Source organism: Streptomyces sp. NPDC111516 (assembly GCF_055635345.1).
The window spans coordinates 62,377-87,620 of sequence record NZ_JBVKBV010000024.1 but is presented as its reverse complement, the minus strand read 5'-3'; the positions used below and the strand labels follow the sequence as shown (position 1 = coordinate 87,620).

Genomic DNA, 25,244 nt, shown 5'->3' with positions numbered 1-25,244 from the left:
GACGCACCCGTCGGACCCGTCGGACCCGTCGCACCGGTCGCACCATCAGCACCATTGGTACCAGACGCACCCGTCGGACCCGTCGGACCCGTCGCACCGGTCGCACCATCAGCACCATTGGTACCAGACGCACCCGTCGGACCCGTCGGACCCGTCGCACCGGTCGCACCATCAGCACCATTGGTACCAGACGCACCCGTGGCACCGGTCGCACCCGTCGCACCATTAGCGCCGTTGGCGCCGGCCGCACCCGTCGGACCGGTCGGACCGGTGGCGCCATTGGCACCGTTGGCACCGGACGCACCCGTCGCACCCGTCGCACCGGTCGCACCGGTCGCACCGGTCGCACCATTAGCGCCGTTGGCACCGGACGCACCCGTCGGACCGGTCGGACCGGTGGCGCCATTGGCGCCGTTGGCACCGGACGCACCCGTGGCGCCGGTCGCGCCCTGCAGACCCGTCGCACCCGTCGGACCGGTCGCACCGGTCGCACCGTGAGCGCCGACCGCACCGGACGCACCCGTGGCGCCGGTGGCACCCGTCTGACCCGTCGCACCCGTCGGACCAGCAGGACCAGTGGGCCCGGTCGCACCGTTGGCACCGTTGGCACCGTTGGCACCGTTGGCACCCGCCGGACCCGTGGCACCCGTCACGCCCTGCAGACCCGTCGCACCGGTCGGACCAGCCGGACCGGTCGCACCCGTCGCACCATTAGCACCGTTGGCACCCGTCGGGCCCGTCGGACCCGTCGGGCCCGTCGGACCAGTGGCTCCGGTTCCCGGGAAGTCGTCACAGAACGGCACAGTGGTCTGCGTCGCGATGTAACGGGCGCTCATCCAGCCGCTGCCGTTGGACAGCAGGTACCACAGCGAGTTTCCGTCGACGTTCTGGCCGAAGACCTTGCAGGCGATGGAGACGGTGCCGCCGGACGGCACGTTGCCCACGATCTGCGACTGGGTGGTGGGGCCGCTGCGGATGTTCTGAGAGGTCTGGGAGATGACCGTCCCGGACACGCTGGCCGCCACCCGGCTGGCCATCACTCGGTTTTCCGCCTGCGAACCCGAGGGGTTCGGCGTTCCGTGAGCGATGTCCATGGGGCACAGTGCCAGGGTCATTCCCAGCGACATGGCGCCCAGAGTTGAACGGGACAGAATGTCCCAGCTTCTCGATTTGCGCATCTTGAGTTCCTTACCGGATCTGCGTGGATCGGAGCCGTGACTGTGACAGGAAAAACAGGGTGGCGGCATATGCGCCACGCCGATGATCTTCCGTCTGGGTGCAGACCGCTCCCCTTGTGAGTGAGGAACGCTTCGACCATCTGCCCCTATTTACAGCTCGGTTAGGCGCATTGGCCATGTCGGTCCGGCCACCCGCGCGCCCCCGAGAATGCCGTGTCGCGTCATGGCCACCGGATTCATGCACACTAGCGTCGCTCTCCTCGGTGACCGGATCGGCTGATCCCGTACACCGCACCAATTCGCCGCGGGGCGTTACTCCATTCCAGCCAGATCGGGAGTTGTATATGACAAATCTGATCGACCGTCCTGCTGAAGAACGGTCCCCCGCCCTGCATCGCAAGCCGTCGATCTGCCTGTGCATGATTGTCAAGGACGAGGCGAAGGTCATCGAGCGATGCCTGAACTCCGTACGCGACCTGGTGGATGCATGGGTCATCTCCGACACCGGCTCCCGCGACGGAACACAGGAATTGATCCGCGCCACGATGAACGGAATTCCGGGAGAACTCCACGAGGACCCCTGGACCAACTTCGGCCACAACCGCACCCTGAACATCCAGCGCGCACGCGGCAGGGCCGACTATCTCCTGCTCATCGACGCCGATATGGCCGTCCGACGAGAGGGGCCACTTACCGCGCTGTCCGAACTGAGCGCCGACTCGTACATGCTGCGTCATCTCGGCGCCCTCGAATACCGCATCCCCCGGCTGGTCAGAGGGGACATTCCGTGGCGGTACGAGGGAGCGACCCACGAGTATCTGACCACGGCGCAGCAGCACACCGTCGCAGATCTCCAGGTCCTCAGCATCGAGCATTTCGCCGACGGCGGCTCGCGCGGGGACAAGTTCACCCGGGACGTCCGTTTGTTGCGCCAGGACCTCAAGCGCGATCCGCACAATCCCCGAACGGTCTTCTACCTCGCGCAGACCCTCCGTGACATGGGTGAGACCCGGGAATCGATCGCGACGTACGAGCGCCGGTCCGGCATGGGCGGCTGGGAGGAGGAGGTGTATTACGCCCTGCTGCAAGTGGGGGTGCTCAAGGCCGACAGCGGCGACTGGCCCGGTGCCATGGACGCTCTCACCCGCGCGTGGGAAAGCCGTCCGCAGCGGCTGGAAGCCTGCTACGAACTGGCCTCCCGGCTGCGGAAGATGGGGCGTTATCAAGCGGCTCACGCCGTCGCCGCCGCCGGCCTCAATCGCCCCGCCCCCGAGGACTGGCTGTTCATGGAGCCCTGGATCTACCGCTGGGGTCTGCTCTTCGAGCACTCCATCACGGCCTACTGGACCGGCGACGCACGCGGATCGCTGGCTTCCTGCGATCGCCTCCTCGCACTGCCCGACCTTCCGGCCTCCTATCGCGAACAGACCATCAAGAACCGTAAGTTCGCGGCTGATCTCGTCACCGAGCGCTCCGGCCGGACAGCAGCACCGGCCACCTTTGCCCGCCAGAAGAGCGCATGACCGGCGCGCGGGACGACTGAGAGGAAACCGGGGCGCGGTGCGGACACTCCGGCTCGGCACGCCGCCTCGGCACGCCGCCTCGCCGGCCCCGAACAGGAGACGAGCAGCCGGATCGCGTCCAGCCCCAGCCCTGCCTGCCTGGCACGGACGACGACCGCGATCCGGGCCAGGTCGTCCCTGTCGTAACGCCGCCGTCCCGCACCGTCCCGCGCGGGCGTCACCAGCCCCATCGACTCCCAGTGCCTCAGCCCGTGCGCCGCCAGCCCGAAGTGCGCCGCGGCCTCCCCGATACCCAGCAAGGGCCCCGCCCCCGCACCGCTTGGCCTCATGCCGACATCAAGTCGCAGTCTGGCGGCCATGAACAAGTCATCGCAGCTGCCCCTGATCGCCCTCCTCGACGCGGCTGAGCGCCTCCCCGGCGCGGCCGCGCTCCGTCGCCACAGCTACGAACTGCTCCGGGCCGGCCCGGGTACCGCACCGCTGTTCGTCGCAGCGGGCACTGCGTCCCACCGACCCGGCCCCGGCCCCGGTCGGCGAGACCCCGGAACGCGCCGTGGGCCCCACCTCCGGTGTCCGGAGGTGGGGCCCACGCATGGCGCACGATCGGCTACGCGGCGACCGGCACGCGCTGCGGCTCGTCGTCACGCACCTCGGCGTCGTCGACCGGGGAGGACGAGGCGGAGTTGTACGCGTCGTGGTCGAGGATCTTCTCGCGGGCCGAGACGATCACCGGGACCAGCGCCTGGCCCGCCACGTTGGTGGCCGTGCGCATCATGTCCAGGATCGGGTCGATGGCCATGAGCAGACCGACGCCCTCCAGCGGGAGGCCCAGCGTCGACAGCGTGAGGGTCAGCATGACCGTGGCGCCGGTGAGGCCGGCGGTGGCCGCGGAGCCGATCACCGAGACGAACGCGATCAGGACGTAGTCACCGACACTCAGCTGGACGTCGAAGATCTGCGCGATGAAGATCGCGGCCAGCGCCGGGTAGATCGCGGCGCAGCCGTCCATCTTGGTGGTGGCGCCGAACGGGACCGAGAAGGAGGCGTACTCCTTCGGAACGCCGAGGCGCTCGGTGACCTTCTGGGTGACCGGCATCGTGCCGACCGAGGAGCGGGAGACGAACGCCAGCTGGATCGCCGGCCAGGCGCCCTTGAAGAACTGCAGCGGGCTGAGCTTGGCGACGGTGGCGAGCAACAGCGGGTACACACCGAACAGCACCAGGGCGCAGCCGATGTAGACGTCGGCGGTGAACGTCGCGTACTTGCCGATGAGGTCCCAGCCGTAGTCGGCGATCGCGTAGCCGATGAGGCCGATGGTGCCGATCGGGGCGAGACGGATGACCCACCACAGGGCCTTCTGGAGGAGCTCCAGGACGGACTCGCTGAGGGTGAGGATCGGCTGGGCCTTCTCGCCGAGCTTGAGCGCGGCGATGCCGGCGACGGCGGCCATGAAGACGATCTGGAGCACGTTCAGCTCGGTGAACGGGGTGATCACGTTGTCCGGAATGATGCCGGTGAGGAAGTCGAGCCAGGAGCCCGCGTGTTCGGGCAGCTTGCCGTCCTTCGGCGTGAGGCCGGTTCCGGCACCCGGGTTGGTGATCAGGCCGATCGCGAGGCCGATGGCGACCGCGATCAGCGAGGTGATCATGAACCACAGCAGGGTGCGGGTGGCCAGCCTGGCGGCGTTGTTGACCTTGCGCAGGTTGGTGATCGACACCAGGATCGCGAAGAAGACGAGCGGCGCGACGGCCAGCTTCAGCAGCTGGACGAAGATGTGGCCGATCTTGTCGAGCGTGGTGTAGAGCCAGTTGATGTCGTATGTACGGGCAAGCCACCCGAGGACGACACCGAGGACGAGACCGGCGACTATCTGGGCCCAGAACGGGACCTTGGGTATACGGAAACCGGAGCCGGATGGGCTGTCGGTCGCGGTGGCGGACGCGGGATTCGCGGACACGGACACACTCCAGAGGTGGCGCACCGGGCGCACGGGGACGTTGTGCGGGGGACGGGGGTGCGGCGCCCACGTCAGGGGCGGCGCCGCTGCATGATGCCGGTTCAGACGTTGCGGCAACAGACCGCGGACATACAGCGGCAGAGATCGACATGCAGGCGCTCCACGAGCGGGACGCTCGCGGCGAATCGGTGGCGCACTACTGTCTTCATGCCGAACACGTTAACACTTGAACTTTGAGGATCTCAAAGGTCTTCTTTGGTCCCCCTTGAGCGGCGGTGCGGGCGCCGAAGCGTCCAACACACCTGCGGGAACGGCAAAACCCCAGTACAGGAGCAGCCGCTCCTGTACTGGGGTGTCGTAGGAAAGGGTGCGGGTGTGAGGAAACTTACGCAGCGCGTACGGGGTCATGCGCAGCCGCCCGCGTCGCCCTCAACCGGTCGTCACTGGGTGACGTGGTCCTCGCGGGTCCGGTTCTCTTCGAGCCGCGCCTTGGTGCGGCCGACCGTGGACACGATCTGCGCGGACATCTCGTCACGCTGCTTGCGCAGCAGCACATAGCTGAGCGGCGCGGACAGGACCAGGGCGAGGAGGATCACCCAGATGAAATTGGAGCCGCCCACCCCGGAGGGCAGCAGGCCGAAGTGGACGGCCACGGCCACGACGACGAAGCAGCCTACGAAGATGCTGAGGCGCATCGCGGTGTACCGAATTGTCGCGCTCGGCTTGGCAGCGGACACAGTTGGCCCCTCTCTCTACGTACGACAGTCCTGCGATCCTGCCCGACCAGTGAAGCATGCCCCGGAATCGATCACTTCGGAGGGCTGCGTCAAAAGGGATCCGACGCGTCCGCCGCGGGGCTCTCAGCCGAGCGGCAGCAGCATGACGATGTCGTCGCGGTCGTCCCCTTCGGCCACCCGGATCGCGTCGGGCACCCGCCCGACCTCCTTGTATCCGCACGAGGTGTAGAACCGGTCGACACCGGTGCCTCCGCGGCAGGTGAGCCGGATGGCCTCGATCCCCTCGATCCCCCGGGCGGCGTCCGCGGCGGCGTCCATCAGGTCGCGTCCGTAGCCCTTGCCCTGGTGGCGGGGGTGGACCATCACCGTGTAGAGCCAGAGCCAATGGCCCATCAGCCGGTGCGTATTGAGGGCGAGGAAGGCCGTGGCGGCGACGGCACCCTCCTCGTCGTGGCCGACGAGGAGGCGGGTGCGCCCCTCCGCCATGGCGACGAGGTGCTTGACCAGTTCGGGCCGGACGTCGTCGCTCGTGACGGGCGGTACGAAGCCGACCGCGCCGCCCGCGTTGGAGACATCGGTCCACAGCTCGGCGATGCCGTCCCGCAAGGCGCGGTCGAACTTCGGGTCCAGCTCAAACGTAAGCGTCATAGTGGCAGATTAACTATTACCGACCGGCCACCTCAAGCCCTGTCCAGCACCCGAGAAGGTCCCTGCACGAGAAAGCCCCGGCCGACGGCCGGGGCACTCGTACGGGACTGCTGACGACGGAACGTCAGACGCGCATCGGCTGCGGCGACTCGCGCCGCTCGGCGTCCGGGCCCGGGTACTCGCGGATGATCTCGTACCGGGTATTGCGCTCGACGGGCCGGAAGCCCGCGTCACGGATCAGGTCGAGCAGATCCTCGCGGCCGAGCTTGTTCGGCGTGCCGTAGTTGTCCGCGTCGTGCGTGATCTTGTACTCGACGACCGAGCCGTCCATGTCGTCCGCGCCGTGCTGGAGCGCGAGTTGGGCGGTCTGCACGCCGTGCATCACCCAGAAGACCTTGACGTGCGGGACGTTGTCGAAGAGGAGCCGGGAGACGGCGAAGGTCTTCAGCGCCTCGGCGCCGGTCGCCATCGTCGTCCGGGCCTGGAGCTTGTTGCGGACCTTGCCGTCCTTCATGTCCACGAAGTCGTGCTGGTAGCGCAGCGGGATGAAGACCTGGAAACCGCCGGTCTCGTCCTGCAGCTCACGCAGTCGCAGCACGTGATCGACGCGGTGCCGAGGCTCCTCGATGTGCCCGTACAGCATCGTCGCCGGGGTCTTGAGGCCCTTCTCGTGCGCCAGGCGGTGGATGCGCGACCAGTCCTCCCAGTGGGTGCTGTGGTCCACGATGTGCTGACGGACCTCCCAGTCGAAGATCTCCGCGCCGCCGCCGGTCAGCGACTCCAGACCGGCCTCGATCAGCTCGTCGAGGATCTCGGAGGCGGAGAGCCCGGAGATGGTCTCGAAGTGGTGGATCTCGGTGGCGGTGAACGCCTTGAGGGAGACCTGCGGCAGGGCCTCCTTCAGCGCGCTGAGCGAGCGCGGGTAGTAACGCCACGGCAGGGTGGGGTGCAGCCCGTTGACGATGTGCAGCTCGGTGAGGTTCTCGCCCTCCATCGCCTTCGCGAGCCGGACGGCCTCCTCGATGCGCATGGTGTACGCGTCCTTCTCGCCCGGCTTGCGCTGGAACGAGCAGTACGCACACGACGCGGTGCACACGTTGGTCATGTTGAGGTGCCGGTTGACGTTGAAGTGCACGACGTCGCCGTTCTTACGCGTCCGCACCTCATGGGCGAGGCCGCCGAGCCAGGCCAGGTCGTCCGACTCGTAGAGGGCGATGCCGTCCTCACGGGTCAGCCGCTCCCCTGCGCGGACCTTCTCCTCCAGCTCGCGCTTGAGCCCAACGTCCATGCGGCTGCCTCCCAGGTGTCGACGTGCTGTGCCGGTCCCGGCGATACCGGGCGAAACCCCCGGTCCCCCGGGGGCTCCACCACGTTACGCCTACACCTCTTCGGGAAGTTCCCCGACCCGGTTCTCCCACTTGGTGGAGAGCACGATCGTGGTACGCGTACGCGAGACGCCCTTCGTGCCGCTGAGCCGACGAATGGTCCGCTCCAGACCGTCCACGTCACCGACGCGCACCTTGAGCATGTACGAGTCGTCGCCCGCGATGAACCAGGCGTCCTCGATCTCCGCGAGGTCCTTCAGCCGGCGCGCCACGTCCTCGTGATCGGCCGCGTCGGAGAGCGAGATGCCGATCAGGGCCGTGACGCCGAGTCCAAGGGCCGCGGCGTCGACGGTGGCGCGGTAGCCGGTGATGACACCGGCGGATTCCAGCCGGTTGATGCGGTCGGTGACGCTGGGCCCGGAGAGCCCGACGAGCCGTCCCAGCTCGGCGTACGAGGCCCTGCCGTTCTCCCTGAGGGCCTGGATGAGCTGCCTGTCCACCGCGTCCATATGACTGAAACCTTCCATTGTTCAGCAGTACCGCGAGTTTATGTGTAGAATCTAAGGCATGCAGGCTTCATCGCCTGCAAATCTTCTCGAACATCCAAAAAATTCTTTCGAATCCTCAGGAGTGAGAACACCGTGTACACGATCGAGATGGCCTACGCCCGGATGCGCGAGCTGCAGGACCTGGCCAACCGCTCGCGTGCCCACCAGCCCGCCGCCGCGCGCCGGATCGACAAGGCCCGTAGCCCGCGCGCCACGAAGAAGCGCTGACCACCGGCTCAGCCCCCCTGGCGAGAGCCGCCACCGAGCTCTCCCTCCCACCGGCGGTACAGGCCGTGCGGCACCCCCGCCGCGTCCAGCACCCGCCCCGCGACGAAGTCCACCAGATCCTGGATGTGCGTCGCCCCCGCGTAGAACGCCGGAGAGGCGGGCAGCACCACGGCGCCCGCCTCGTCCAGGCTCACCAGATGTTTCAGCGTCTGCCCGTTCAGCGGGGTCTCCCGCACCGCGACCACCAGCTTCCGCCGCTCCTTGAGCGTCACGCTCGCGGCCCGCTGGAGCAGATCCTTCGAGAGCCCGAGCGCCACCCCGGCCACGCACGCCGTCGAGGCCGGGACGATCAGCATCCCCTTCGCCGGGTACGACCCCGAGGACGGCCCCGCGGCGAGATCACCGGCCGGCCAGTGCCGTACGCCCTCGATGTCCGCGGCGCCCACGTCGAAGGTGTGCGGCTTGCCGTCCGCCCCGCGCGCCAGCCAGCTGCACAGATCCTCCTGCCAGTGCGCGTCGCGGAACGCGATCCCGGTCTCGTCCAGCAGCGTCAGCCGCGAGGCCCGGCTCACCACCAGGTCGACGCTCTCCCCCGCGGCCAGCAGACCGCGCAGCACGGAGGCGGCGAATGGGGTGCCCGAAGCGCCGGAAACCCCGACAATCCAAGGCTGTCGCTGGTGCTGACTCACTGAAGTCCCGGAATCCACACACCCGAGCCTATCCGGCGCGCAAGGCGGCCACGCGTCAGGAGTTCGGGTCCGGCGGGAGGCTCGTGGGCGGAGTCCGGCTACACCGTCAGCCCACGCACCAGCAGGTCGAGCAGCGCGCACGCGAACAGCGCCATCCCGATGAACCCGTTGACCGAGAAGAACGCCCGGTTCAGCCGGGACAGATCGTGCGGGCGCACCACCCGGTGCTCGTACACGAAGGCGACGGCGACGATCGCCATGCCGATCCAGTAGAAGAGCCCCGCCTCCGTGGCCAGCCCGAACCAGACCAACAGCCCGGTCGTCACCACGTGGCAGATCCGCGCCCCCCAGAGCGCGGCCGGAATCCCGAACCGGGCCGGCACCGACAGCACCCCGTGCGCCCGGTCCGCCTGGACGTCCTGACAGGCGAAGATCAGGTCGAAGCCGCCGATCCAGATCCCGACCGCGAGACCGAGGATCACCGCCTCCCACGACCAGCTGCCGGTCACCGCCAGCCAGGCACCGATCGGCCCTATGGCCTGCGCGATACCGAGTATGGCGTGCGGGTAGTGGGTGAACCGCTTCCCGTACGGATAGACCACCATCGGCACGACGGCGACCGGCGCGAGCGCCAGACAGAGCGGGTTCAGCAGGGCGGCCGCCCCGAGGAAGAAGACGACGGCGACGATCGCCCCCGTCCACGCCGACTTCACGGACACCGCGCCGGTGACCAGTTCCCGGCCCGCGGTGCGCGGGTTACGGGCGTCGATCTCCCGGTCGATGATCCGGTTGCAGGCCATCGCGAACGTCCGCAGCCCCACCATGGCGATGGTGACGAGCAGCAGCCTGACCCAGTGGATGGACTTGTCCGCCTGGAACATCGCGGTCAGGGCGGCGATGTACGCGAAGGGCAGCGCGAAGACCGAGTGCTCGATCATCACGAGCCGCAGAAACGCCTTGACCCTGCTGTTCGGCTGTACGGGCCCTGAGCCCAGTGCTGCTTCGGCGGCGCTCACAGTCCGTATTCCTTCCACCGGCGGTCGACCTTCGCCGCCGTCTCGGGGTCGGACTCGACCATCTCCGGCCAGCCCCCGTCCCGTGTGTAGCCCTCCTCGGGCCACTTCCTCGTCGCGTCGATCCCCGCCTTGCCGCCCCAGAACTGCTGGTAGGAGGCGTGATCGAGATGATCGACGGGTCCCTCGGTGACGGTCAGGTCCCGCGCGTAGTCCGTATTTCCGAGCGCCCGCCAGGCCACCTCGTGCAGATCGTGGACGTCGCAGTCGGAGTCCACGACCACGATCAGCTTGGTCAGCGACATCATGTGCGCGCCCCAGATGGCGCTCATCACCTTCTGGGCGTGCTTCGGGTACTTCTTGTCGATCGAGACGATCGCACAGTTGTGGAAGCCGCCCGCCTCCGGCAGGTGGTAGTCCACGATGTCCGGCACGATGATCTTGAGGAGCGGCAGGAAGAACCGCTCCGTGGCCCGCCCCAGCGGCCCGTCCTCGGTCGGCGGCCGGCCCACCACGATCGACTGGAGCAGCGGGCGCTTCCGCATGGTCACGCAGTCGATGGTCAGCGCGGGGAACGGCTCCTGCGGCGTGTAGAAGCCGGTGTGGTCGCCGAACGGCCCCTCGGGAAGCATCTTCCCGGGCTCCAGCCACCCCTCGATGACGACCTCCGCCTGCGCCGGGACCTGCAACGGCACGGTCTTGCAGTCGACCATCTCGATCCGCTTGCCCTGGATGAACCCGGCGAAGAGGTACTCGTCGATGTCCCCCGGCAGCGGCGCCGTGGAGGCATACGTCACCGCGGGCGGCGCCCCGAACGCGATGGCGACCGGCAGCCGCTCCCCGCGCTTGGCGGCGGCCTGGTAGTGGTTGCGGCTGTCCTTGTGGATCTGCCAGTGCATCCCGATGGTGCGCCGGTCGTGACGCTGGAGCCGGTACAGCCCCAGGTTCCGTACGCCGGTCTCCGGGTGCTTGGTGTGCGTGAGCCCCAGGTTGAAGAAGGAGCCACCGTCCTCGGGCCAGGTGAAGAGCGCGGGCAGCCGGTCCAGATCCACGTCGTCGCCGGTGAGCACGGTCTCCTGCACGGGCGCGCTCTCCGACTTCACCTTCTTCGGCGGCACGTGAACCATCGACCCGAGCTTCCCGAAGGCCTCCCGCACCCCGACGAAGCCGTGCGGCAGCTCCGGCTTGAGCAGCCCGCCGATCTTGTCGCTGATATCGGCGTACGACTTCAGCCCGAGCGCCTTGAGCAGCCGCTTGTCGGTCCCGAACACATTCATGGCCAGGGGCATCGACGACCCCTTGACGTTCTCGAAGAGCAACGCGGGCCCGCCCGCCTTGTTGACCCGGTCGACGATCTCGCCGACCTCCAGATACGGGTCGACCTCGGCCTTGATGCGCTTGAGCTCGCCCTCGCGCTCCAGGGCCCGGAGGAGGGAACGAAGATCGTCGTAAGCCATGCCGTCCAGTTTGTCATCACCGTTGGAGATCACCTGGGGTACCCCACCCCGGCGCGGCAGGCGGGGCGGAGCCGTACCCCGACACACTGGCCGCCGATTCCCGCGTCCGCTCGCCGTGGGACGTCATCGGCACCGGCTACTCTGGGCGCGTCACCGGGGCGGGACAAGCCCCGCCATCTCTCCGCGGGGGGACCTTTCCACCATGTTCCGGGCCCTGATCTATCTCCTGCCTCTGGCGCTGACGATCTACGCGTTCATCGACTGCCTGAACACCCCCGAGGACGAGGCCAAGCACCTGCCGAAGATCGCCTGGGTCTTCATCATCCTGCTGTTCTGGATCGTGGGCCCGATCGTCTGGCTCGCCGCGGGCAAGCTGCGCCAGGTGCCCGCCGGGGGCCGTACGCCCTTCGAATGGCACCGCAACCACCGCTCGCAGTGGGTGGCGCCGGACGACAATCCGGAATTCCTCAAGGCGCTGAAGGAAGAGAACAAGAAGGACGAGTCGCTCCTCAAGGACTGGGAGGCGGATCTCCGCCGCCGCGAGGAGGAGCTCAAGCGCCGTGAGAGCGGGGAGAGTTCAAGCCCTTCCGGCGACTGAGAGGAGCGGGGCAGCGGCCCCCGGCCACGACGATCAGGAGCGCACACGCGTGAACGACAGGGCCATGCTCGCCACCGCCCTCGCCGAGGCCCGGACCGGGCTCGCCGAGGGCGGCATCCCCATCGGCGCCGCGCTGTACGGGCCGGACGGCACGCTCCTCGGGCGAGGGCACAACCGCCGGGTGCAGGACGGCGATCCGTCCCTGCACGCGGAGACCGCCGCCTTCCGCGCGGCCGGGCGACAGCGTTCGTACCGGGGCACGACGATGGTGACGACCCTCTCCCCGTGCTGGTACTGCTCCGGCCTGGTACGGCAGTTCGGGATCTCGCGGGTGGTGATCGGCGAGGCGCGGACGTTCCACGGCGGGCACGACTGGCTGGCCCGGCACGGGGTCGGGATCGTGGTGCTCGACGATCCTGAATGCATCGCGCTCATGCGGGACTTCGTACGGGATCGGCCCGGCCTGTGGAACGAGGACATCGGCGCCGGCTGATACACCCGGCCCATCCCGCGTCCCAATCGTTCGAAAATCTACACCTCGCTCCAACACCCGGCCGATACCCTGGTGTTGACGGTGTGACAGATCGGATGGGGCATCGGCGCTGGGGGTGCTGTGGAGAGAGATCTGTACGGGCGCGAGGCGATCTTCGGCGATGACGGACTTGCGGCGCGTCTGACCGGCCTCACTCCGTACGGCTCCGCCCGGGTCGCGTACGAGCATCGCGACGATCCGCCGATCGCCGTGCTGACCGGTGGCCGCGGCATGGGCAAGACGGCCGTGCTCAAGCAACTGCGCCACCTGTACCGGGAGATCACCCCGGTCGCCCTGGTCGACTGCGAGGCCGTCGTGCCGCCCGCGGACCCGGGACCCGGCTGGACCCCGGTCACCGGGGCGCTTCCGGAGCTCGCCACCCAGCTGACGGCGAAGGTGCACGCCGCGCGGCCGGTGCCGTTCCCCCGGCTGAGCCTGGGGCTCGTCGCCGTCGCCTCGATCTCCTGGACACGGGAGGACGAGACGCAGGCGCAGCGTGATCTGCAGTCGCTCGGCCCGGTGCTGGCGACCGTCGACTCCCGCGGCGACGCTGCGACGGGCTGGGTCACCAAGGTGCTGACGAAGCTGGCGGCCAGTGCCTTCGACTCGATGGTGCCGCTGGCCGGGATGGTCGCGGAGGCGACGATCGAGACGGTGCTGGAGGAGTCGTTCAGCCGGTTCCAGCGGCGTGCCGCGGACTGGTACGGAAGCTATCCGCACGCGGGCGGCAACGGCAGGATCGGGCTGCGTCAGCTGGCGGTCGATTTCGAGCGCGGCGGTGATCTGCGCCGCCGGGCCGAGGATCATCTGGTGCTCGCGCTGGTCGCGGATCTGGTGCGGGCGTACGGAGGGCTGGCGCGGGGTGCGCGCCGGGGCCGTCCGGTGCTGCTGCTGGACAACGCGCACACGCTGCTGGGCCGGCAGCTGGTCGAGCCGGTGCTGCGGCAGCGGGCCGCCGGGGGGCGCGATCAGATCGCCGTGTTCGCCTCCTCGCGGGCCCGTGGCCATGTGGGGCTCAGCCATGCGGTGCGCAGGCGGCTGCCCGAGGTGGCGCACGGTTCGCACTGGGTGCGCGGTTCGGAGGTGACGTCCGGGATTCTGGCCGTGGAGCTCACCGCGCTGAGCCCGGCGCATGTGCAGGCGGCGTTCGATCGGCACGATCCGGTGGGCCGCGCCCCGGCCGGGCTGGCCCGTGGGGTGCACCGGCTGACGGGCGGGCGCCCGCTGGGCGTGGCGCTGCTGGCGCAGGCGGCGGGCGAGGCGCTGCTTCCGGGGGCGTCACAGGCGGGGGCACCACGGCCGGGGGCGTCGGCGCACGAGTCGCTGGTGCCGGGGGCGTTGCTGGACCGGACGGTGGAGCTGCGTGAGGACCGGGCGCCGGTGCGGGTGGCGGACGAACTGCTGGCGCGGCTGCTGCCGGGGCAGCAGCTCGACGTGCTGAGCGTGCTGGCCGCCGCCCACGGTGAGGAATCGGCGCGGCGGCTGGCCTCGGACCGCCTGCGCGGCCGGTCGATGGACGGCGATGTCGCCCTGCGGGTACGGGACGTGCTGCGGGCGCAGGACTGGCCGGTCGGCCCCGAGTACTTCGTCGCCGATCCGCTGCTGCGGTCGCTGCTGCTGCACCGGCTTCGGTTCCAGGACAACGATCACCCGGGCTACGCGGCGTGGCGTGCGGTGCACGGAACCCTGCATACGGAGTACGCGCCCGGGGGCCACTGCGAGAGCGTCCCGCATCAGCTGCACCAGGAGCTGGTGCTGGGCAGCACGGGGAACTGCGTGACGCATCTGCGGGAGCGGTTCACCGAGCGGAATGTGACGGCGTGGCTCGACTCGCTGCGGTTCATCGCCTCGGCGCCGTATCCGCATCCGCCCGGCCATGCCGGTCCCGATCCGCGGCGGGCGGTCGCGCTCGGCCGGGAGGAGCTCGGTTCGCTGCCGAACGAGGAGACGGGGCTCCATAGGCTCGGCGAGCAGGCCGCGGAGCTCCAGTTGCAGCTGCGCAGACTGCTGCACGCCGTATGGCTGCTGTCCGATCCACTGGCTCTGCCGGACGAAGAGGTGATCGACAAGATGGCGCACGAACTGCGACAACTGTCCGGCAGGCATCCGACGGGCAACAGCGTGCTGTGGGACGCGGCGACACACTGGCCGCGGGACATCAGGGCCTGGCACCCGCTGTCCATGCCACCGGGCACGGGCGGAAGCCGGGGCGGGCAGCGGCGGGGGGACGGTGGCTCGGATGCGTAATCCGCTGCGGTATCGCGTCTGGTACACGGCGCGGCAGAAGGTCGTCACCACCGTGGTGGCCGGCGCCCTGCTCGTCACGTCCGGCTGGTACGGCATCGACCGGCTCACCGCCCCCGAGGACCGCTCCTGCGCGAAGGGGGTCGAGCGGCCGCAGGGCAGCGACGAGTGCATCGGCATCTCCGGTGACGGTTACGACTTCGGGCGGTCGAAGCTGACCGAGGTCGCGGCTGCCATCGCCCGGGAGAACGCCACCCTGAAGCCGGGCCGGTACGCGACGATCGCGCTGCTGCTGCCGCTGACGTCGACGGACGGGGCCATGCAGACGAAGATGCGGCGCGAACTGCAGGGCGCGTTCGCCGCGCAGTACCGGGCCAACCATCTGTCGAACGAGCAGGTGCCCAAGATCCGCATCGTGCTCGCGAACACGGGAAAGAACAACCTGCTGTGGAAGCCCACGGTGGACCGGCTGAAGACGATGACCGGCGCCCCGGACCACCTGCGGGCCGTGTCGGGGGTCGCCACCAGCAGTACGCAGGTCAGGGCGGCGGTCAAGGAGCTGACCGCCGCGCACATCGCGGTCGTCGGCACCACCATCACCGCCGACGACATCGCCAACGGCCCGGGCGGCGACCCGTTCCCCGGGCTGGCCCGCGTATCGCCGACCAACCGGGACGAGGCGCGGGCGCTGGCGCACTTCGGGCAGGTGAAGGCCGACAAGGCGCTGCTGGTCCAGGACACCCGTACCGGTGACCACTACACGGACACGCTGCGGGCGGCGTTCACGTCCCTGGTGAAGGGCACGCAGTACGAGCCGGAGCTGTTCACCTCGCGCGAGGACCCCAACGACGAGGGCACCACGGCCAATACGTTCCAGCAGATCACGCACATCATCTGTGACACGGACGCGGAGACGGTGTTCTTCGCCGGACGCCACACCCAACTGCGGCAGTTCATCAACGCGCTGGGGGCCCGGGGCTGCCAGAGCCGCCCCTTCACCGTCCTGACCGGCGACGAGGGCTCGTACCTCGGCAGCGACCACAAGCTCGACCGGGACGCGCTGCGCCGCAAGGTGACGGTCCGCTACGCCTCACTGGCACACCCGGACGCCTGGACGGCGGCGGCGACGGCGACGGACAAGGGCGGCGCGGCAACCGGCGGCTCCCCGGCGGACTACCGGAGCTTCCTGGAACTGCTGGCGACGGTCGCGAAGAAGCCCGCGGGCCCGATCGGCCCGACCGGTCACCAGGATCTGACCGACGGCCAGATCATCATCGCGCACGACGCGATGTCGCTGGCCGTGCACGCCGTCCGCCAGGCGACCCCGGAGGACGAGCGGCTGCCGCAGCCCGCGGACGTGGGTGAGCAGTGGCCGCGGGTGAAGGGTCCGTTGCGGGTGTCGGGTGCCGGCGGCTGGATCTGCCTGGACAACCACGGGAACCCGTACAACAAGGCGGTGCCGGTGGTGGAGCTGGCGCCCGAGGACGCCCGTCAGCGGTTCGTGGCGATCGCCTGGCCGGAAGGAACACCACCCGACCCGAAGTGCCTGCCGCCGTCCTAGCGTTCTCGTTCGGACCGGGAGAGGCCCTGGGCAGCCGTGATGTCGCGTCACCGCTCGGCCGCGTACTCCTCGCGCAGCTCCGCCCACCGGACCGGGGTCCATCTCGTCCAGTCGGCGGGGTAGCCGTCGAGCGCGTCCACGAGGTAGCGGAAGTGGTCGTGCCAGCCGGCGAGGCAGTCCAGGCGCAGCGCGTCGTCGCCCCGGAACTCGTGCCTGAAGCGCAGCAGCACATGGTCGCCGCGCGGTGGCTCCAGGTGGAAGCGGATGCGGCTGCGGGCCCCTTCGAGGGTGTATTCGGCGACCCGCTCGACGTCCCAGGCGGTGACGGTGCCGGAGGCGGTCGAGGCGTGCCCGTCCCGCTCGGTGGTCAGTCGGCGCAGCGTGATCGCGCCGCCGATGTGCGGTTCGAACGGATCGGCGGCGCCGAGCCAGCCGGCCAGCCCCTCGGAACTGGCAACGGCCGCCCACACCCGTGGAACCGGATGGGGCAGCCGCAGCAGGAATCGCAGAACGTGCAGGTCACCGTGGGTCTCGCTGGTGCCACGCTCGATGACGGGGGTCGCATCGGTCATGGTTCCAGCGTGGCCCGGTGGACCGGGATCCGCACCCTTGGAGGAGCTCACAAAATGGGAGTCCGATCAGCTCGCGGCGTCTGGTGCGTGCGATCGCAAGGCGCTGGAAGGTCCTTGGATGGGGTCTCCCCTGCTCTTCAAGAGCTTGGGGAAGGAGCTACTAGGGCGTTTCGGCAACGCAGCGAGCGTGCGTGCCAGGCGTCGCGAGCCGGACGCCCATTTTGTGAGCTCCTCTTATGGGGCGGGCGCAGGTCAGACCCCGGCGTAGGAGTGCTTGCCGGTGACGAAGATGTTCACGCCGTAGTAGTTGAAGAGCCAGCAGCCGAAGGCGATGAGGGCCAGGTAGGCGGCCTTGCGGCCCTTCCAGCCGGCGGTGGCGCGGGCGTGCAGGTAGCAGGCGTACGCGACCCAGGTGATGAAGGACCAGACCTCCTTGGGGTCCCAGCCCCAGTAGCGGCCCCATGCGTCGCCCGCCCAGATGGCACCCGCGATGATCGTGAACGTCCACAGCGGGAAGACGGCGGCGTTGATGCGGTACGAGAACTTGTCGAGCGTCGCGGCGGCGGGAAGCCTGGAGAGCACGGACTGGGCGAAGGAACCGGGCTGCACGCCGTTCGCGAGCTTGTTCTCGTAGCTGTCGCGGAAGAGGTAGAGCAGGGTGGCGACTGCGCCGATGTAGAAGACGGCGCCGCAGATGATCGCGGTGGAGACGTGGATCCACAGCCAGTACGAGTGCAGTGCGGGCACCAGCTGGTCGCTGGAGGTGTAGAGCACCGTGGTCGCGATGCCGAGGTCCAGCAGGACGGTGGTGACCAGGAGCAGCCCCATCCAGCGGACGTTCTTCTTCAGCGCGAGCAGGATCAGGTAGGCGCCGACCGCCACCGTGGAGAAGGTGATGGAGAACTCGTACATGTTGCCCCAGGGGGCACGCTGCACGGACAGCGCACGGGCGAGGACACCACCGGCCTGGACGACGAAGGCGAGCACGGTCAGGGAGACCGCCATGCGTCCGTACAGATCGCCCTTGAACGTGCCGCCGGCCGCGCCGGGCCCGTCCGGGACGTCACGGGAGCCGGCCGCGGAGCGCGTGATGATCTTCGGGCGTTCGAGTACGGCGGTGCCGCCGCCCTTCTGTGCGACCTGCACCTTCACCGAGGTACCGGCGCCCTCGGCGCCGGCCCCGGTCAGCGCGGCGGCGGTGCGGCCGACCTTGCTGCGGCTGCCGAACACCCATTCCGCGATGTGCGCGAAGAAGGCCAGGGTGTACACGGCCATCGACGAATAGATCAGCACATTGCTGGTGTGCGCCAGGTTCTCGTTGGTTGCGGCGGCGAGATTCACTTCTCAGCCCCTTCGGCAGGTTCTACGGGGGATTCTCCGACGGAGCCGGCATCGGATCCGGGGTCGGTGTCGGGGCCGGGCGCCGTGGGCGCCACGTCGTTGAGCGTGACCGCGAGATCGGCCAGTTCCTCGGGAAGCTTCGCGGACTCGCTGCGGCCGAGGCCCGCCATTTCGACGACGGTGACACCGTCCGCACCGCGTACGGCCCGCACCCAGACCCGGCGCCGCTGGATGAACAGCGAGCCCGCGAGTCCGGCGATCGCGGCGATGGCCCCGGTGAGCGCCCAGCCGCTGGCGGGCTGCTCGGAGATCTGGAAGCTGGCCCACTGCTCGACGCCCTCGAAGGTGATCGAGCCGGCGCCGTCGGGGAGCTTCATCGTGTCGCCGACCGCCAGGCGCTGCTTGAGCAGGTTGCCCTCGCCGTCCTTGAACGGCTTCATCTCGCTCTTGTCCAGCTGGTACACGTTCTGCGCCAGCCCGGAGTCGGGCCCGAGGTAGCCGTAGTAGCCGTTGAGGGCGAGCCGCGGATTGTCGGCGGCGGGGAACTGGGAGAACATCGTGCCCTTGTTGTCGCCCGCGAAGGTCGGCACGAAGAAGGCCTGGAAGCCCAGCTGGGTCTTCTTGCCGTTCTTGTCGCGGTAGCCGTCGAACACCTTGATCGCCCCGGTCGAGGTGACGTTGTTGTCGATGGGCAGCAGCGGCACGGCGTTCCGGTAGACCTCCTTGCCCTTGCCGTCCTTGACGGAGACGACGGGCGCGTAGCCGTGCGCGTTGAGGTAGACCTTGGTGCCGTCGATGACGAGCGGCTCGTTGACCTTGATGACGGTCTTCTGCGGCTTGCCGTACGCGCCCTTCTCGTACGTCACGTGGGCCTCGTAGGTCCGGGGCGTACCGATCTGGGGGCCGCTGCGCTCGTACGTGCCGATGAACTTGTCGAGCTTGAAGCTGAACGGGGCCAGCGAGTCGTAGTCGAACAGCGAACCGGACTTGAAGTCGTCGTACTGGGTCAGCGTGTTGGAGAAGCCGTCGCCCTCGACGACCAGCTTGCCGCCCTCGGACTTGAAGAGCTGCCCCCAGGCGAACGCCACCAGCATCACGATCAGGGCGATATGGAAGATCAGGTTTCCGGCCTCGCGCAGATAGCCCTTCTCGGCGGCGACCGCGTCTCCCACCGTGTGCGCGCGGTAGCGGCGCCCGCGCATCATGGCGAGCGCGGCCTCGCGGACCTGCTCGGGCTCGGCCTCGGTGCGCCAGGTGGTGTACGCGGGCAGCCGAGTCAGGCGCTTGGGGGCGCCCGGCGGGCGGCTGCGCAACTGGCCGACGAACTGGCCGGTGCGCGGCACGATGCAGCCGATGAGCGAGATGAACAGCAGGATGTAGATCGCGGAGAACCACACCGAGCTGTAGACGTCGAAGAACTGGAGCTTCTCGTAGATCGGACTGACGGTGGTGTGGGCGTCCTTGAAGGTCTGCACCTTCATTTCGTCCACGCTGTTCTGCGGGATCAGCGAGCCGGGGATGGCGCCGAGCGACAGCAGGAAGAGCAGGATCAGCGCGACCCGCATCGAGGTGAGCTGCCGCCAGAACCAGCGGGCCCAGCCGATGACACCCATGGCCGGCAGGTCGGCCGCGGACTCCTCGCGCGGGGCGGTGGAGAGCTGGGAGCCGGCCGCACCGAGGTCGCGGGCGTTCTCCCGGTCCTGCTCGTCCCGGATCTCCCGCTCGTCGCGGCGCCCGCGCTCCGGGGCCGGGGTCGGGTTGGACTTGGTGTTGCTCATGGAACTCAGATCCCCACCGTGAAGCCGTCGGACCAGCCCTGCAATGCCTGCATCATGGTGTCCCAGACACCGGTCAGCAGGAGCAGCCCGGTCGCGATCATCATGACGCCGCCGATCCGCATGACCCATGCGTAGTGGCGCTTGACCCAGCCGAAGGCGCCGAGCGCCTTGCGGAAGGCGACCGCCGCGAGCACGAAGGGCAGGCCGAGCCCGAGGCAGTACGCGACGGTCAGTATCGCCCCGCGCCCGGCGGTGCCCTGCTCCATCGCGAGGAAGCTCACCGAGCTGAGCGTCGGGCCCAGGCACGGGGTCCAGCCGATCCCGAAGAGGGCGCCCAGGAACGGCGCGCCCACCAGCCCGGTCACCGGCCTCTTGTGGATACGGAATTCGCGCTGGGTCATCCACGGCATCAGGCCCATGAAGAAGATCCCCATCAGGATCATCAGCACGCCGAGGATCTTGGCGAGTGTCTCGCTGTGTTCCTGGAGGGTCTGGCCGAAGAAGCCGAAGAGCGCGCCGCCGGAGACGAACACGGCGGTGAAGCCGAGCACGAAGAGCGAGGCACCCGCGACCATGCGCCCCCGCCTGGCCTGGGCCAGATCGGTGCCGCTCACGCCCGTGACGTAACTGAGGTAGCCGGGCACGAGCGGCAGCACGCACGGCGAGAAGAACGAGACGAGCCCAGCGAGCATGGCGACGGGCAGGGCGACGAACAACGCCCCGTTCACGACGGTCTCGTTCTGCCCCGGGAGTGCGGCGAGGGTGAGCACGGAATCACTTCTCCGCGATCAGCGGGTCGATCATCTTGTGCAGCTTGTCGGAGTCGAGCGCGGCCAGGGAACGGGCGGCGATCTTCCCGTCCCGGTCCAGCACCACGGTCGACGGAATGGCCTGCGGACGCAGCGTGCCCTTGGGGAAGCGGAGCATGAGCTTGCCGGTCGGGTCGTAGAGGCTCGGGTAGGGGACCCCGTAGTCCTTCTCGAAACTCAGCGCGGGGCCCTTCTCGGCGTCCCGGGTGTTGATCCCGACGAACTGGACGCCCTTGTCCTTCGTCTCCTTCGCCACCCTCGCGAAGTACTGGGCCTCCAGACGGCAGGGCCCGCACCACGAGCCCCACATGTTCAGTACGACGACCTTGCCCTTGTAGTCGGCGACATCGAGCTGCTTGCCTTCGAGCGTCTCGCCGTCGAGCTTCGGGGCGGCCTCGCGGTCGCCCTTGGCCACGGTGGAGATTCCGCCACTGCCCGTGACGAAGTTCGTATTGCCACCGCCACCCGCCTTGTTGTCGTCGCCACCGCACGCCGTCAGCGTGAGTGCGAGCGCGACGACCGCTGCGGGGGCAGCGAGCAGGGTGAAGCGGCGTCGAGGTGCCCGGCCATAGCTCATGTGAAAAGTTTCGCATGGCGGTTGCGGCGATCTCGGGCACCCCCCTCCGTGCCCGTAAAGCCCGTTGTCAGGCCTGTTTAAAGAAGGCGTTCCAGCCACCTTCGGGCGCCTGTCCGACGCCCAGCGTACGAAGCTTGTCGAGCACCGCCGGGGTCTGCACGTCGAGCCAGTCGACGAACTGCTTGAAGGAGACGAGCCACACATCCGGCTTCCCCGCGATCTTCTTGAGCGCTTCCTCGACCGCATCCATATAGATGCCGCCGTTCCACTCCTCGAAGTGGTTTCCGACGTAGAAGGGCGCGCGATTTGTCGTGTACGCGCGGTCGAAACCGGCGAGATACGACTGGGTGGCCTGCTCGCGCCAGCCCGGATAACGCGATGGCATGCCCTTGGTCGAATTCACCGACTGGTTGGCGAGGATGTTGTAGTCCATCGAAAGGACTTCGAAGGAGTGCCCGGGGAACGGCATGCCCTGCAGCGGCAGGTCCCAGACGCCCCCGCGCTTCCGGGGCCACACCTGGATGCCGCCGGGCGAACTGGCGTCGTAGCGCCAGCCCAGCCGGCTCGCCGTGGGCAGCAGATTGTCCTGGCCGAGCAGACAGGGGGCGCGACCGCCGATCAGTTCCTTGCGGTAGTCGAAAGGCAGCGGATCGAGGTCCGTCCAGCCGGTGTTGGTGCGCCATTCGGTGACGAAGGAGACCGCCTGATCTATTTCGCGCCGCCACTGGGAGGGCGACCAGTTCGCGACCGATCCGGAACCGCCGCAGAAATGCCCGTTGAAGTGGGTGCCGATCTCATGCCCGTCGAGCCAGGCCTGCCGGACGTACTTCAGCGTCTGCTTGATGTGGTCATCGGTGAGATATCCGATGTCGGAAGCGCCGACCGGGTTGTTGGGCGGCCGGTACATGGACTTCTTCGACTCGGGCAGCAGATAGAGGCCGGAGAGGAAGAAGGTCATCGCCGCGTTGTGATCCTTGGCGAGTTCCAGAAAGCGCGGGAAGAGCCCGTTGCCGACCTCGCCCGCCCCGTCCCAGGAAAAGATCACGAACTGCGGCGGCGTCTGCCCGGGTTCGAGCGGAACCGGCGCGGCGGGCTGGTGCGGCTGCTTCCCGGTGTCCGCGGTGGAACCGTCGCCGATCTCCCGGACGTCCTTCTTGGCAGGCCCGGTCCCCCGGGTGTGCCCGTCGGCGCCCTTCTCCCCGGCGGTCCCGGTACCCGCACCCGACGAACCCGAGCCGGAGGTACTGCACCCCGCAAGACCGATCGCGGTAGCGGCCCCGAGCCCGGCTCCGAGCAAACCCCTTCGGCTGATCTCGCGCATGCGTTCCCCATCTGCGGTCGTTTTGGCCTAAGTCCATACAAACTGGCGAAGGCTTAGATGAGGGAAGCAGCACGGGGGTTCCGCGAATTAGCATATTTTTCATTGCGTGACCAGACCTCGTACGCGACCGAACGCATGACCTATCACATAGTCGATCGCCCGCTGATCACTCGGCCGACCACTCGGCTGATGGCATGGGTGATCGCCGGACGGGCGGCGAGATCAAGCCCGTCCGGTGATCGAGGACAGAACGGCAACCGGGCGACCTGACAGACCGGCGGACCGGGCGGCCGAGGGCGGGGCCCGGCGCACACGCGGGGCGGGGCCCGGCGCACACCACCCCGCCTCCGCCCCCGTCGACCGACGCCCGGCTACGCGCCGAACGCCTTCGAATTCCCCTTCACCGGCTTCGCCCCGGCCCGCAGATGAGCCGGCACCAGATCCCGCGCCGGCTCCGCGTACCCGACCGACACGATCTTGTCGCCCTGGTACGTGAAGCTGGTCAGCGACGCGAGCGTGCACTGCCGCTTGCGCGGGTCGTGCCACAGCCTCCGCCGCTCCACGAAGCTCCGCACGATCCAGATCGGCAGCTGATGGCTGACACACACCGCCTCGTGCCCGCGCGCCGCGTCACGCGCGGCGTCCAGGGCGCCCATCATCCGTACGACCTGCTCGATGTACGGCTCGCCCCACGACGGCCGGAACGGATTCGTCAGGTGCTTCCAGTTGTCCGGCTTGCGCAGCGCCCCGTCGCCGACCCCGAAGGTCTTGCCCTCGAAGACGTTGGCGGCCTCGATGAGCCGCTCGTCGGTGGCCAGGTCGAGGCCGTGCGTCTTGGCGATCGGCGTGGCGGTCTCCTGGGCCCGCTCCAGCGGGGAGGCGACGACATGGGTGATGTCGCGGTCCTTCAGGTGCTCGGCGACCCGGTCCGCCATCTGCCGGCCCAGTTCGGAAAGGTGGTAGCCGGGGCGGCGCCCGTACAGCACACCCTCCGGGTTGTGCACCTCTCCGTGCCGCATCAGATGGACGACGGTGATGTCCTTGCGGCTTCCGTTCCCGCTCATGCGGTGGCCTCCGATGCGGCGCGGGCAGCGGCGGGCAGGGCGGCGGCGATGCGCTCGACGGCACGCGTGTCGTGGGCCGTCGAGACGAACCAGGACTCAAAGGCGGACGGCGGCAGGTAGACACCCTGCGACAGCAGCGAGTGGAAGAAGGCGGTGAAGCGGAAAGCTTCCTGCTGCTTCGCGTCCTCGTAGTTCCGCACCGGCCGGTCGGTGAAGAAGACGGAGAACATGTTGCTCGCCGTCTGCACGGTGTGTGCCACGCCTTCCTTGGCGAGCGCCTCGCTGACCAGGCCGCGGATCTCCGCGGAGACCGCGTCCACCTTGGCGTACGCCGCGTCGTCGAGCAGCCGCAGCTGGGCGAGACCGGCGGCGGTGGCGACCGGGTTCCCGGAGAGGGTGCCCGCCTGGTAGACGGGGCCGGCCGGGGCGAGGTGCGCCATCACGTCCGCGCGCCCGCCGAAGGCCGCGGCCGGGAAGCCGCCGCCCATGACCTTGCCGAAGGTCATCAGGTCGGGCCGCACCCCGTCGACGCCGAACCAGCCGGCCTTCGAGGTACGGAATCCGGTCATGACCTCGTCGGAGATGTAGAGCGCACCGTTGGCGGCGCAGATCTCCTTGAGCCCGGCGTTGAAACCGTCCAGCGGCGGTACGACGCCCATGTTGCCCGGTGATGCCTCGGTGATGACGCAGGCGATCTCGCCGGGCCGCGCGGCGAACGCCTCCCGCACGGCGTCCAGGTCGTTGTACGGCAGCACGATCGTGTCGCCTGCCTGGGCGCCGGTGACCCCCGGGGTGTCCGGAAGGCCGAAGGTCGCGACCCCGGACCCGGCGGCGGCGAGCAGCGCGTCGACGTGGCCGTGGTAGCAGCCGGCGAACTTCACCACCTTGGCCCGGCCCGTGAACCCGCGGGCGAGACGGATCGCGGACATGGTCGCCTCGGTGCCGGACGACACCAGCCGCACCTGCTCCACGGGTTCGACCCTGGCCACGATCTCCTCGGCGAGCGCGACCTCGCCCTCCCCGGGCGTACCGAACGAGGTGCCGCGGGCGACCGCCTCCTGGACCGCGGCGATGACCTCGGGGTGGGAGTGGCCGAGGATCATCGGCCCCCACGAGCACACGAGGTCGACATACTCACGGCCGTCGGCGTCGGTGAGGTACGGACCGGTACCGGACACCATGAAGCGGGGCGTACCGCCCACGGCCCGGAAGGCACGGACGGGAGAGTTGACGCCGCCGGGCGTCACGAGGGACGCGCGGTCGAAAAGCGTCTGCGAAACTGGGGCTTCATATTGATAGGGCAGTTCGGTCATGACCTGCGACTTCTCCGACTCCGGGGGGCTAGTGACCTCCCCAGGGTAGGACAGCGCCCGTACACGGCCGGGCGCGAAAGATTCCGGCCACCGAAAGCCCGGCGAGCACATCCGTCGCGCGACGACCGGGCATCGGCCCCCTCGCGTCTGCGAAACTGGGCGACACAGGGAAAGCTCACACAAGCCATGGTGTCCGAGCCCCGGACGGTCTTGCGGACAGGTGTTTCACCG

At 68.9% G+C, this 25,244-nt stretch carries 24 protein-coding genes; 6 read left to right on the top strand and 18 right to left on the bottom strand.

Annotated features, from left to right (window positions below; all coding sequences use genetic code 11):
• Positions 1-1,037, bottom strand: a 1,037-nt coding sequence (locus ACZ7L9_RS31635; protein WP_471420657.1) for an SH3 domain-containing protein, incomplete at its 3' end; no start/stop codon positions are given.
• A 485-nt stretch (positions 1,038-1,522) separates the two neighbouring features.
• Here ACZ7L9_RS31635 and ACZ7L9_RS31630 point away from each other — a divergent pair.
• Positions 1,523-2,701 (top strand): tetratricopeptide repeat-containing glycosyltransferase, encoded by a 1,179-nt coding sequence (locus ACZ7L9_RS31630; RefSeq protein ID WP_471420602.1) that lies wholly within the window; start codon positions 1,523-1,525, stop codon positions 2,699-2,701.
• Here the strand turns inward: ACZ7L9_RS31630 and ACZ7L9_RS31625 are convergent.
• From ACZ7L9_RS31625 to ACZ7L9_RS31600, 6 genes are all read right to left on the bottom strand, one after another.
• Positions 2,593-3,030: a MerR family transcriptional regulator gene (locus tag ACZ7L9_RS31625; protein ID WP_471420601.1), complete on the bottom strand. Its 438-nt coding sequence runs from the start codon at positions 3,028-3,030 to the stop codon at positions 2,593-2,595. The genes ACZ7L9_RS31630 and ACZ7L9_RS31625 overlap by 109 nt on opposite strands.
• A 278-nt stretch (positions 3,031-3,308) precedes the next feature.
• Positions 3,309-4,658: a dicarboxylate/amino acid:cation symporter gene (locus ACZ7L9_RS31620; protein WP_471420596.1), complete on the bottom strand. Its 1,350-nt coding sequence runs from the start codon at positions 4,656-4,658 to the stop codon at positions 3,309-3,311.
• Between the two features lie 440 nt (positions 4,659-5,098).
• Positions 5,099-5,353 (bottom strand): DUF4229 domain-containing protein, encoded by a 255-nt coding sequence (locus tag ACZ7L9_RS31615; RefSeq protein WP_471420655.1) that lies wholly within the window; start codon positions 5,351-5,353, stop codon positions 5,099-5,101.
• Positions 5,354-5,518: 165 nt separating this feature from the next.
• Positions 5,519-6,043, bottom strand: coding sequence for a GNAT family N-acetyltransferase (locus tag ACZ7L9_RS31610; RefSeq protein ID WP_471420594.1), 525 nt, complete (start codon positions 6,041-6,043; stop codon positions 5,519-5,521).
• 124 nt (positions 6,044-6,167) lie between these two features.
• Positions 6,168-7,331 carry an aminofutalosine synthase MqnE gene (mqnE, locus tag ACZ7L9_RS31605; RefSeq protein WP_471420591.1) on the bottom strand — a complete coding sequence of 388 codons (1,164 nt, stop codon included), beginning with the start codon at positions 7,329-7,331 and terminating at the stop codon, positions 6,168-6,170.
• Between the two features lie 90 nt (positions 7,332-7,421).
• Complete coding sequence (locus ACZ7L9_RS31600; RefSeq protein ID WP_073787137.1) at positions 7,422-7,877, bottom strand: Lrp/AsnC family transcriptional regulator; 456 nt, start codon at positions 7,875-7,877, stop codon at positions 7,422-7,424.
• 132 nt (positions 7,878-8,009) lie between these two features.
• On the opposite strand from ACZ7L9_RS31600, the gene ACZ7L9_RS31595 reads away from it, so the two are divergent.
• On the top strand, positions 8,010-8,144 hold the full coding sequence (locus tag ACZ7L9_RS31595; RefSeq protein ID WP_471420589.1) for a hypothetical protein: 135 nt from the start codon (positions 8,010-8,012) through the stop codon (positions 8,142-8,144).
• A gap of 8 nt (positions 8,145-8,152) precedes the next feature.
• Here the strand turns inward: ACZ7L9_RS31595 and ACZ7L9_RS31590 are convergent, their stop codons facing one another.
• The 3 genes from ACZ7L9_RS31590 to ACZ7L9_RS31580 all read right to left on the bottom strand — a co-directional run bounded on the left by ACZ7L9_RS31590 (position 8,153) and on the right by ACZ7L9_RS31580 (position 11,303).
• Positions 8,153-8,833, bottom strand: a complete 681-nt coding sequence (locus ACZ7L9_RS31590; RefSeq protein ID WP_471420587.1) for a UbiX family flavin prenyltransferase — start codon at positions 8,831-8,833, stop codon at positions 8,153-8,155.
• A gap of 98 nt (positions 8,834-8,931) precedes the next feature.
• Positions 8,932-9,849, bottom strand: a complete 918-nt coding sequence (gene mqnP / locus ACZ7L9_RS31585) for a menaquinone biosynthesis prenyltransferase MqnP (protein WP_471420585.1) — start codon at positions 9,847-9,849, stop codon at positions 8,932-8,934.
• Positions 9,846-11,303, bottom strand: a complete 1,458-nt coding sequence (locus ACZ7L9_RS31580; RefSeq protein ID WP_471420583.1) for a menaquinone biosynthesis decarboxylase — start codon at positions 11,301-11,303, stop codon at positions 9,846-9,848. The genes mqnP and ACZ7L9_RS31580 overlap by 4 nt, the downstream gene beginning before the upstream one ends.
• Positions 11,304-11,505: 202 nt before the next feature.
• Between ACZ7L9_RS31580 and ACZ7L9_RS31575 the strand changes: the two genes are divergently transcribed.
• From ACZ7L9_RS31575 to ACZ7L9_RS31560, 4 genes are all read left to right on the top strand, one after another.
• Entirely contained in the window at positions 11,506-11,901 is a 396-nt protein-coding gene (locus ACZ7L9_RS31575) for a PLD nuclease N-terminal domain-containing protein (RefSeq protein WP_471420581.1), read from the top strand.
• 64 nt (positions 11,902-11,965) lie between these two features.
• Positions 11,966-12,394, top strand: coding sequence for a nucleoside deaminase (locus ACZ7L9_RS31570; RefSeq protein WP_383759724.1), 429 nt, complete (start codon positions 11,966-11,968; stop codon positions 12,392-12,394).
• Between the two features lie 120 nt (positions 12,395-12,514).
• Positions 12,515-14,680: a hypothetical protein gene (locus ACZ7L9_RS31565; RefSeq protein ID WP_471420580.1), complete on the top strand. Its 2,166-nt coding sequence runs from the start codon at positions 12,515-12,517 to the stop codon at positions 14,678-14,680.
• Entirely contained in the window at positions 14,673-16,238 is a 1,566-nt protein-coding gene (locus tag ACZ7L9_RS31560; protein ID WP_471420579.1) for a type 1 periplasmic-binding domain-containing protein, read from the top strand. The genes ACZ7L9_RS31565 and ACZ7L9_RS31560 overlap by 8 nt, the downstream gene beginning before the upstream one ends.
• 47 nt (positions 16,239-16,285) lie before the next feature.
• On the opposite strand, the gene ACZ7L9_RS31555 is transcribed toward ACZ7L9_RS31560, so the two are convergent.
• The 8 genes from ACZ7L9_RS31555 to hemL form a co-directional block, all read right to left on the bottom strand.
• On the bottom strand, positions 16,286-16,810 hold the full coding sequence (locus tag ACZ7L9_RS31555) for an SRPBCC domain-containing protein (RefSeq protein WP_471420577.1): 525 nt from the start codon (positions 16,808-16,810) through the stop codon (positions 16,286-16,288).
• Between the two features lie 252 nt (positions 16,811-17,062).
• Positions 17,063-18,151: a c-type cytochrome biogenesis protein CcsB gene (gene ccsB, locus ACZ7L9_RS31550; RefSeq protein ID WP_471420575.1), complete on the bottom strand. Its 1,089-nt coding sequence runs from the start codon at positions 18,149-18,151 to the stop codon at positions 17,063-17,065.
• The gene (resB, locus tag ACZ7L9_RS31545; protein WP_471420574.1) at positions 18,148-19,929 is read right to left on the bottom strand and encodes a cytochrome c biogenesis protein ResB; all 1,782 of its coding nucleotides are present in this window, start codon (positions 19,927-19,929) and stop codon (positions 18,148-18,150) included. The genes ccsB and resB overlap by 4 nt, the downstream gene beginning before the upstream one ends.
• A 5-nt stretch (positions 19,930-19,934) precedes the next feature.
• The gene (locus ACZ7L9_RS31540) at positions 19,935-20,699 is read right to left on the bottom strand and encodes a cytochrome c biogenesis CcdA family protein (RefSeq protein ID WP_471420572.1); all 765 of its coding nucleotides are present in this window, start codon (positions 20,697-20,699) and stop codon (positions 19,935-19,937) included.
• A gap of 4 nt (positions 20,700-20,703) precedes the next feature.
• On the bottom strand, positions 20,704-21,315 hold the full coding sequence (locus ACZ7L9_RS31535) for a TlpA family protein disulfide reductase (RefSeq protein ID WP_471420570.1): 612 nt from the start codon (positions 21,313-21,315) through the stop codon (positions 20,704-20,706).
• 67 nt (positions 21,316-21,382) lie between these two features.
• Positions 21,383-22,636: a polysaccharide deacetylase family protein gene (locus ACZ7L9_RS31530; RefSeq protein ID WP_471420568.1), complete on the bottom strand. Its 1,254-nt coding sequence runs from the start codon at positions 22,634-22,636 to the stop codon at positions 21,383-21,385.
• Between the two features lie 371 nt (positions 22,637-23,007).
• Positions 23,008-23,700, bottom strand: coding sequence for a histidine phosphatase family protein (locus ACZ7L9_RS31525; protein ID WP_471420566.1), 693 nt, complete (start codon positions 23,698-23,700; stop codon positions 23,008-23,010).
• Complete coding sequence (gene hemL, locus ACZ7L9_RS31520; protein WP_471420653.1) at positions 23,697-25,004, bottom strand: glutamate-1-semialdehyde 2,1-aminomutase; 1,308 nt, start codon at positions 25,002-25,004, stop codon at positions 23,697-23,699. Before hemL ends, ACZ7L9_RS31525 begins: the two co-directional genes overlap by 4 nt.
• Positions 25,005-25,244: the final 240 nt, after the last annotated feature.

What these genes read in the sequence shown, in the direction of transcription:
- ACZ7L9_RS31630 (WP_471420602.1), top strand. Translation starts at nt 1,523, where the DNA reads ATGACAAATCTGATCGACCGTCCTGCTGAAGAACGGTCCCCCGCCCTG.
- ACZ7L9_RS31625 (WP_471420601.1), bottom strand. Translation starts at nt 3,030, where the DNA reads ATGAGGCCAAGCGGTGCGGGGGCGGGGCCCTTGCTGGGTATCGGGGAG.
- ACZ7L9_RS31615 (WP_471420655.1), bottom strand. Translation starts at nt 5,353, where the DNA reads ATGCGCCTCAGCATCTTCGTAGGCTGCTTCGTCGTCGTGGCCGTGGCC.
- ACZ7L9_RS31610 (WP_471420594.1), bottom strand. Translation starts at nt 6,043, where the DNA reads ATGACGCTTACGTTTGAGCTGGACCCGAAGTTCGACCGCGCCTTGCGG.
- mqnE (WP_471420591.1), bottom strand. Translation starts at nt 7,331, where the DNA reads ATGGACGTTGGGCTCAAGCGCGAGCTGGAGGAGAAGGTCCGCGCAGGG.
- ACZ7L9_RS31600 (WP_073787137.1), bottom strand. Translation starts at nt 7,877, where the DNA reads ATGGACGCGGTGGACAGGCAGCTCATCCAGGCCCTCAGGGAGAACGGC.
- ACZ7L9_RS31580 (WP_471420583.1), bottom strand. Translation starts at nt 11,303, where the DNA reads ATGGCTTACGACGATCTTCGTTCCCTCCTCCGGGCCCTGGAGCGCGAG.
- ACZ7L9_RS31575 (WP_471420581.1), top strand. Translation starts at nt 11,506, where the DNA reads ATGTTCCGGGCCCTGATCTATCTCCTGCCTCTGGCGCTGACGATCTAC.
- ACZ7L9_RS31570 (WP_383759724.1), top strand. Translation starts at nt 11,966, where the DNA reads ATGCTCGCCACCGCCCTCGCCGAGGCCCGGACCGGGCTCGCCGAGGGC.
- ACZ7L9_RS31560 (WP_471420579.1), top strand. Translation starts at nt 14,673, where the DNA reads ATGCGTAATCCGCTGCGGTATCGCGTCTGGTACACGGCGCGGCAGAAG.
- ACZ7L9_RS31555 (WP_471420577.1), bottom strand. Translation starts at nt 16,810, where the DNA reads ATGACCGATGCGACCCCCGTCATCGAGCGTGGCACCAGCGAGACCCAC.
- resB (WP_471420574.1), bottom strand. Translation starts at nt 19,929, where the DNA reads ATGAGCAACACCAAGTCCAACCCGACCCCGGCCCCGGAGCGCGGGCGC.
- ACZ7L9_RS31535 (WP_471420570.1), bottom strand. Translation starts at nt 21,315, where the DNA reads ATGAGCTATGGCCGGGCACCTCGACGCCGCTTCACCCTGCTCGCTGCC.
- ACZ7L9_RS31530 (WP_471420568.1), bottom strand. Translation starts at nt 22,636, where the DNA reads ATGCGCGAGATCAGCCGAAGGGGTTTGCTCGGAGCCGGGCTCGGGGCC.
- ACZ7L9_RS31525 (WP_471420566.1), bottom strand. Translation starts at nt 23,700, where the DNA reads ATGAGCGGGAACGGAAGCCGCAAGGACATCACCGTCGTCCATCTGATG.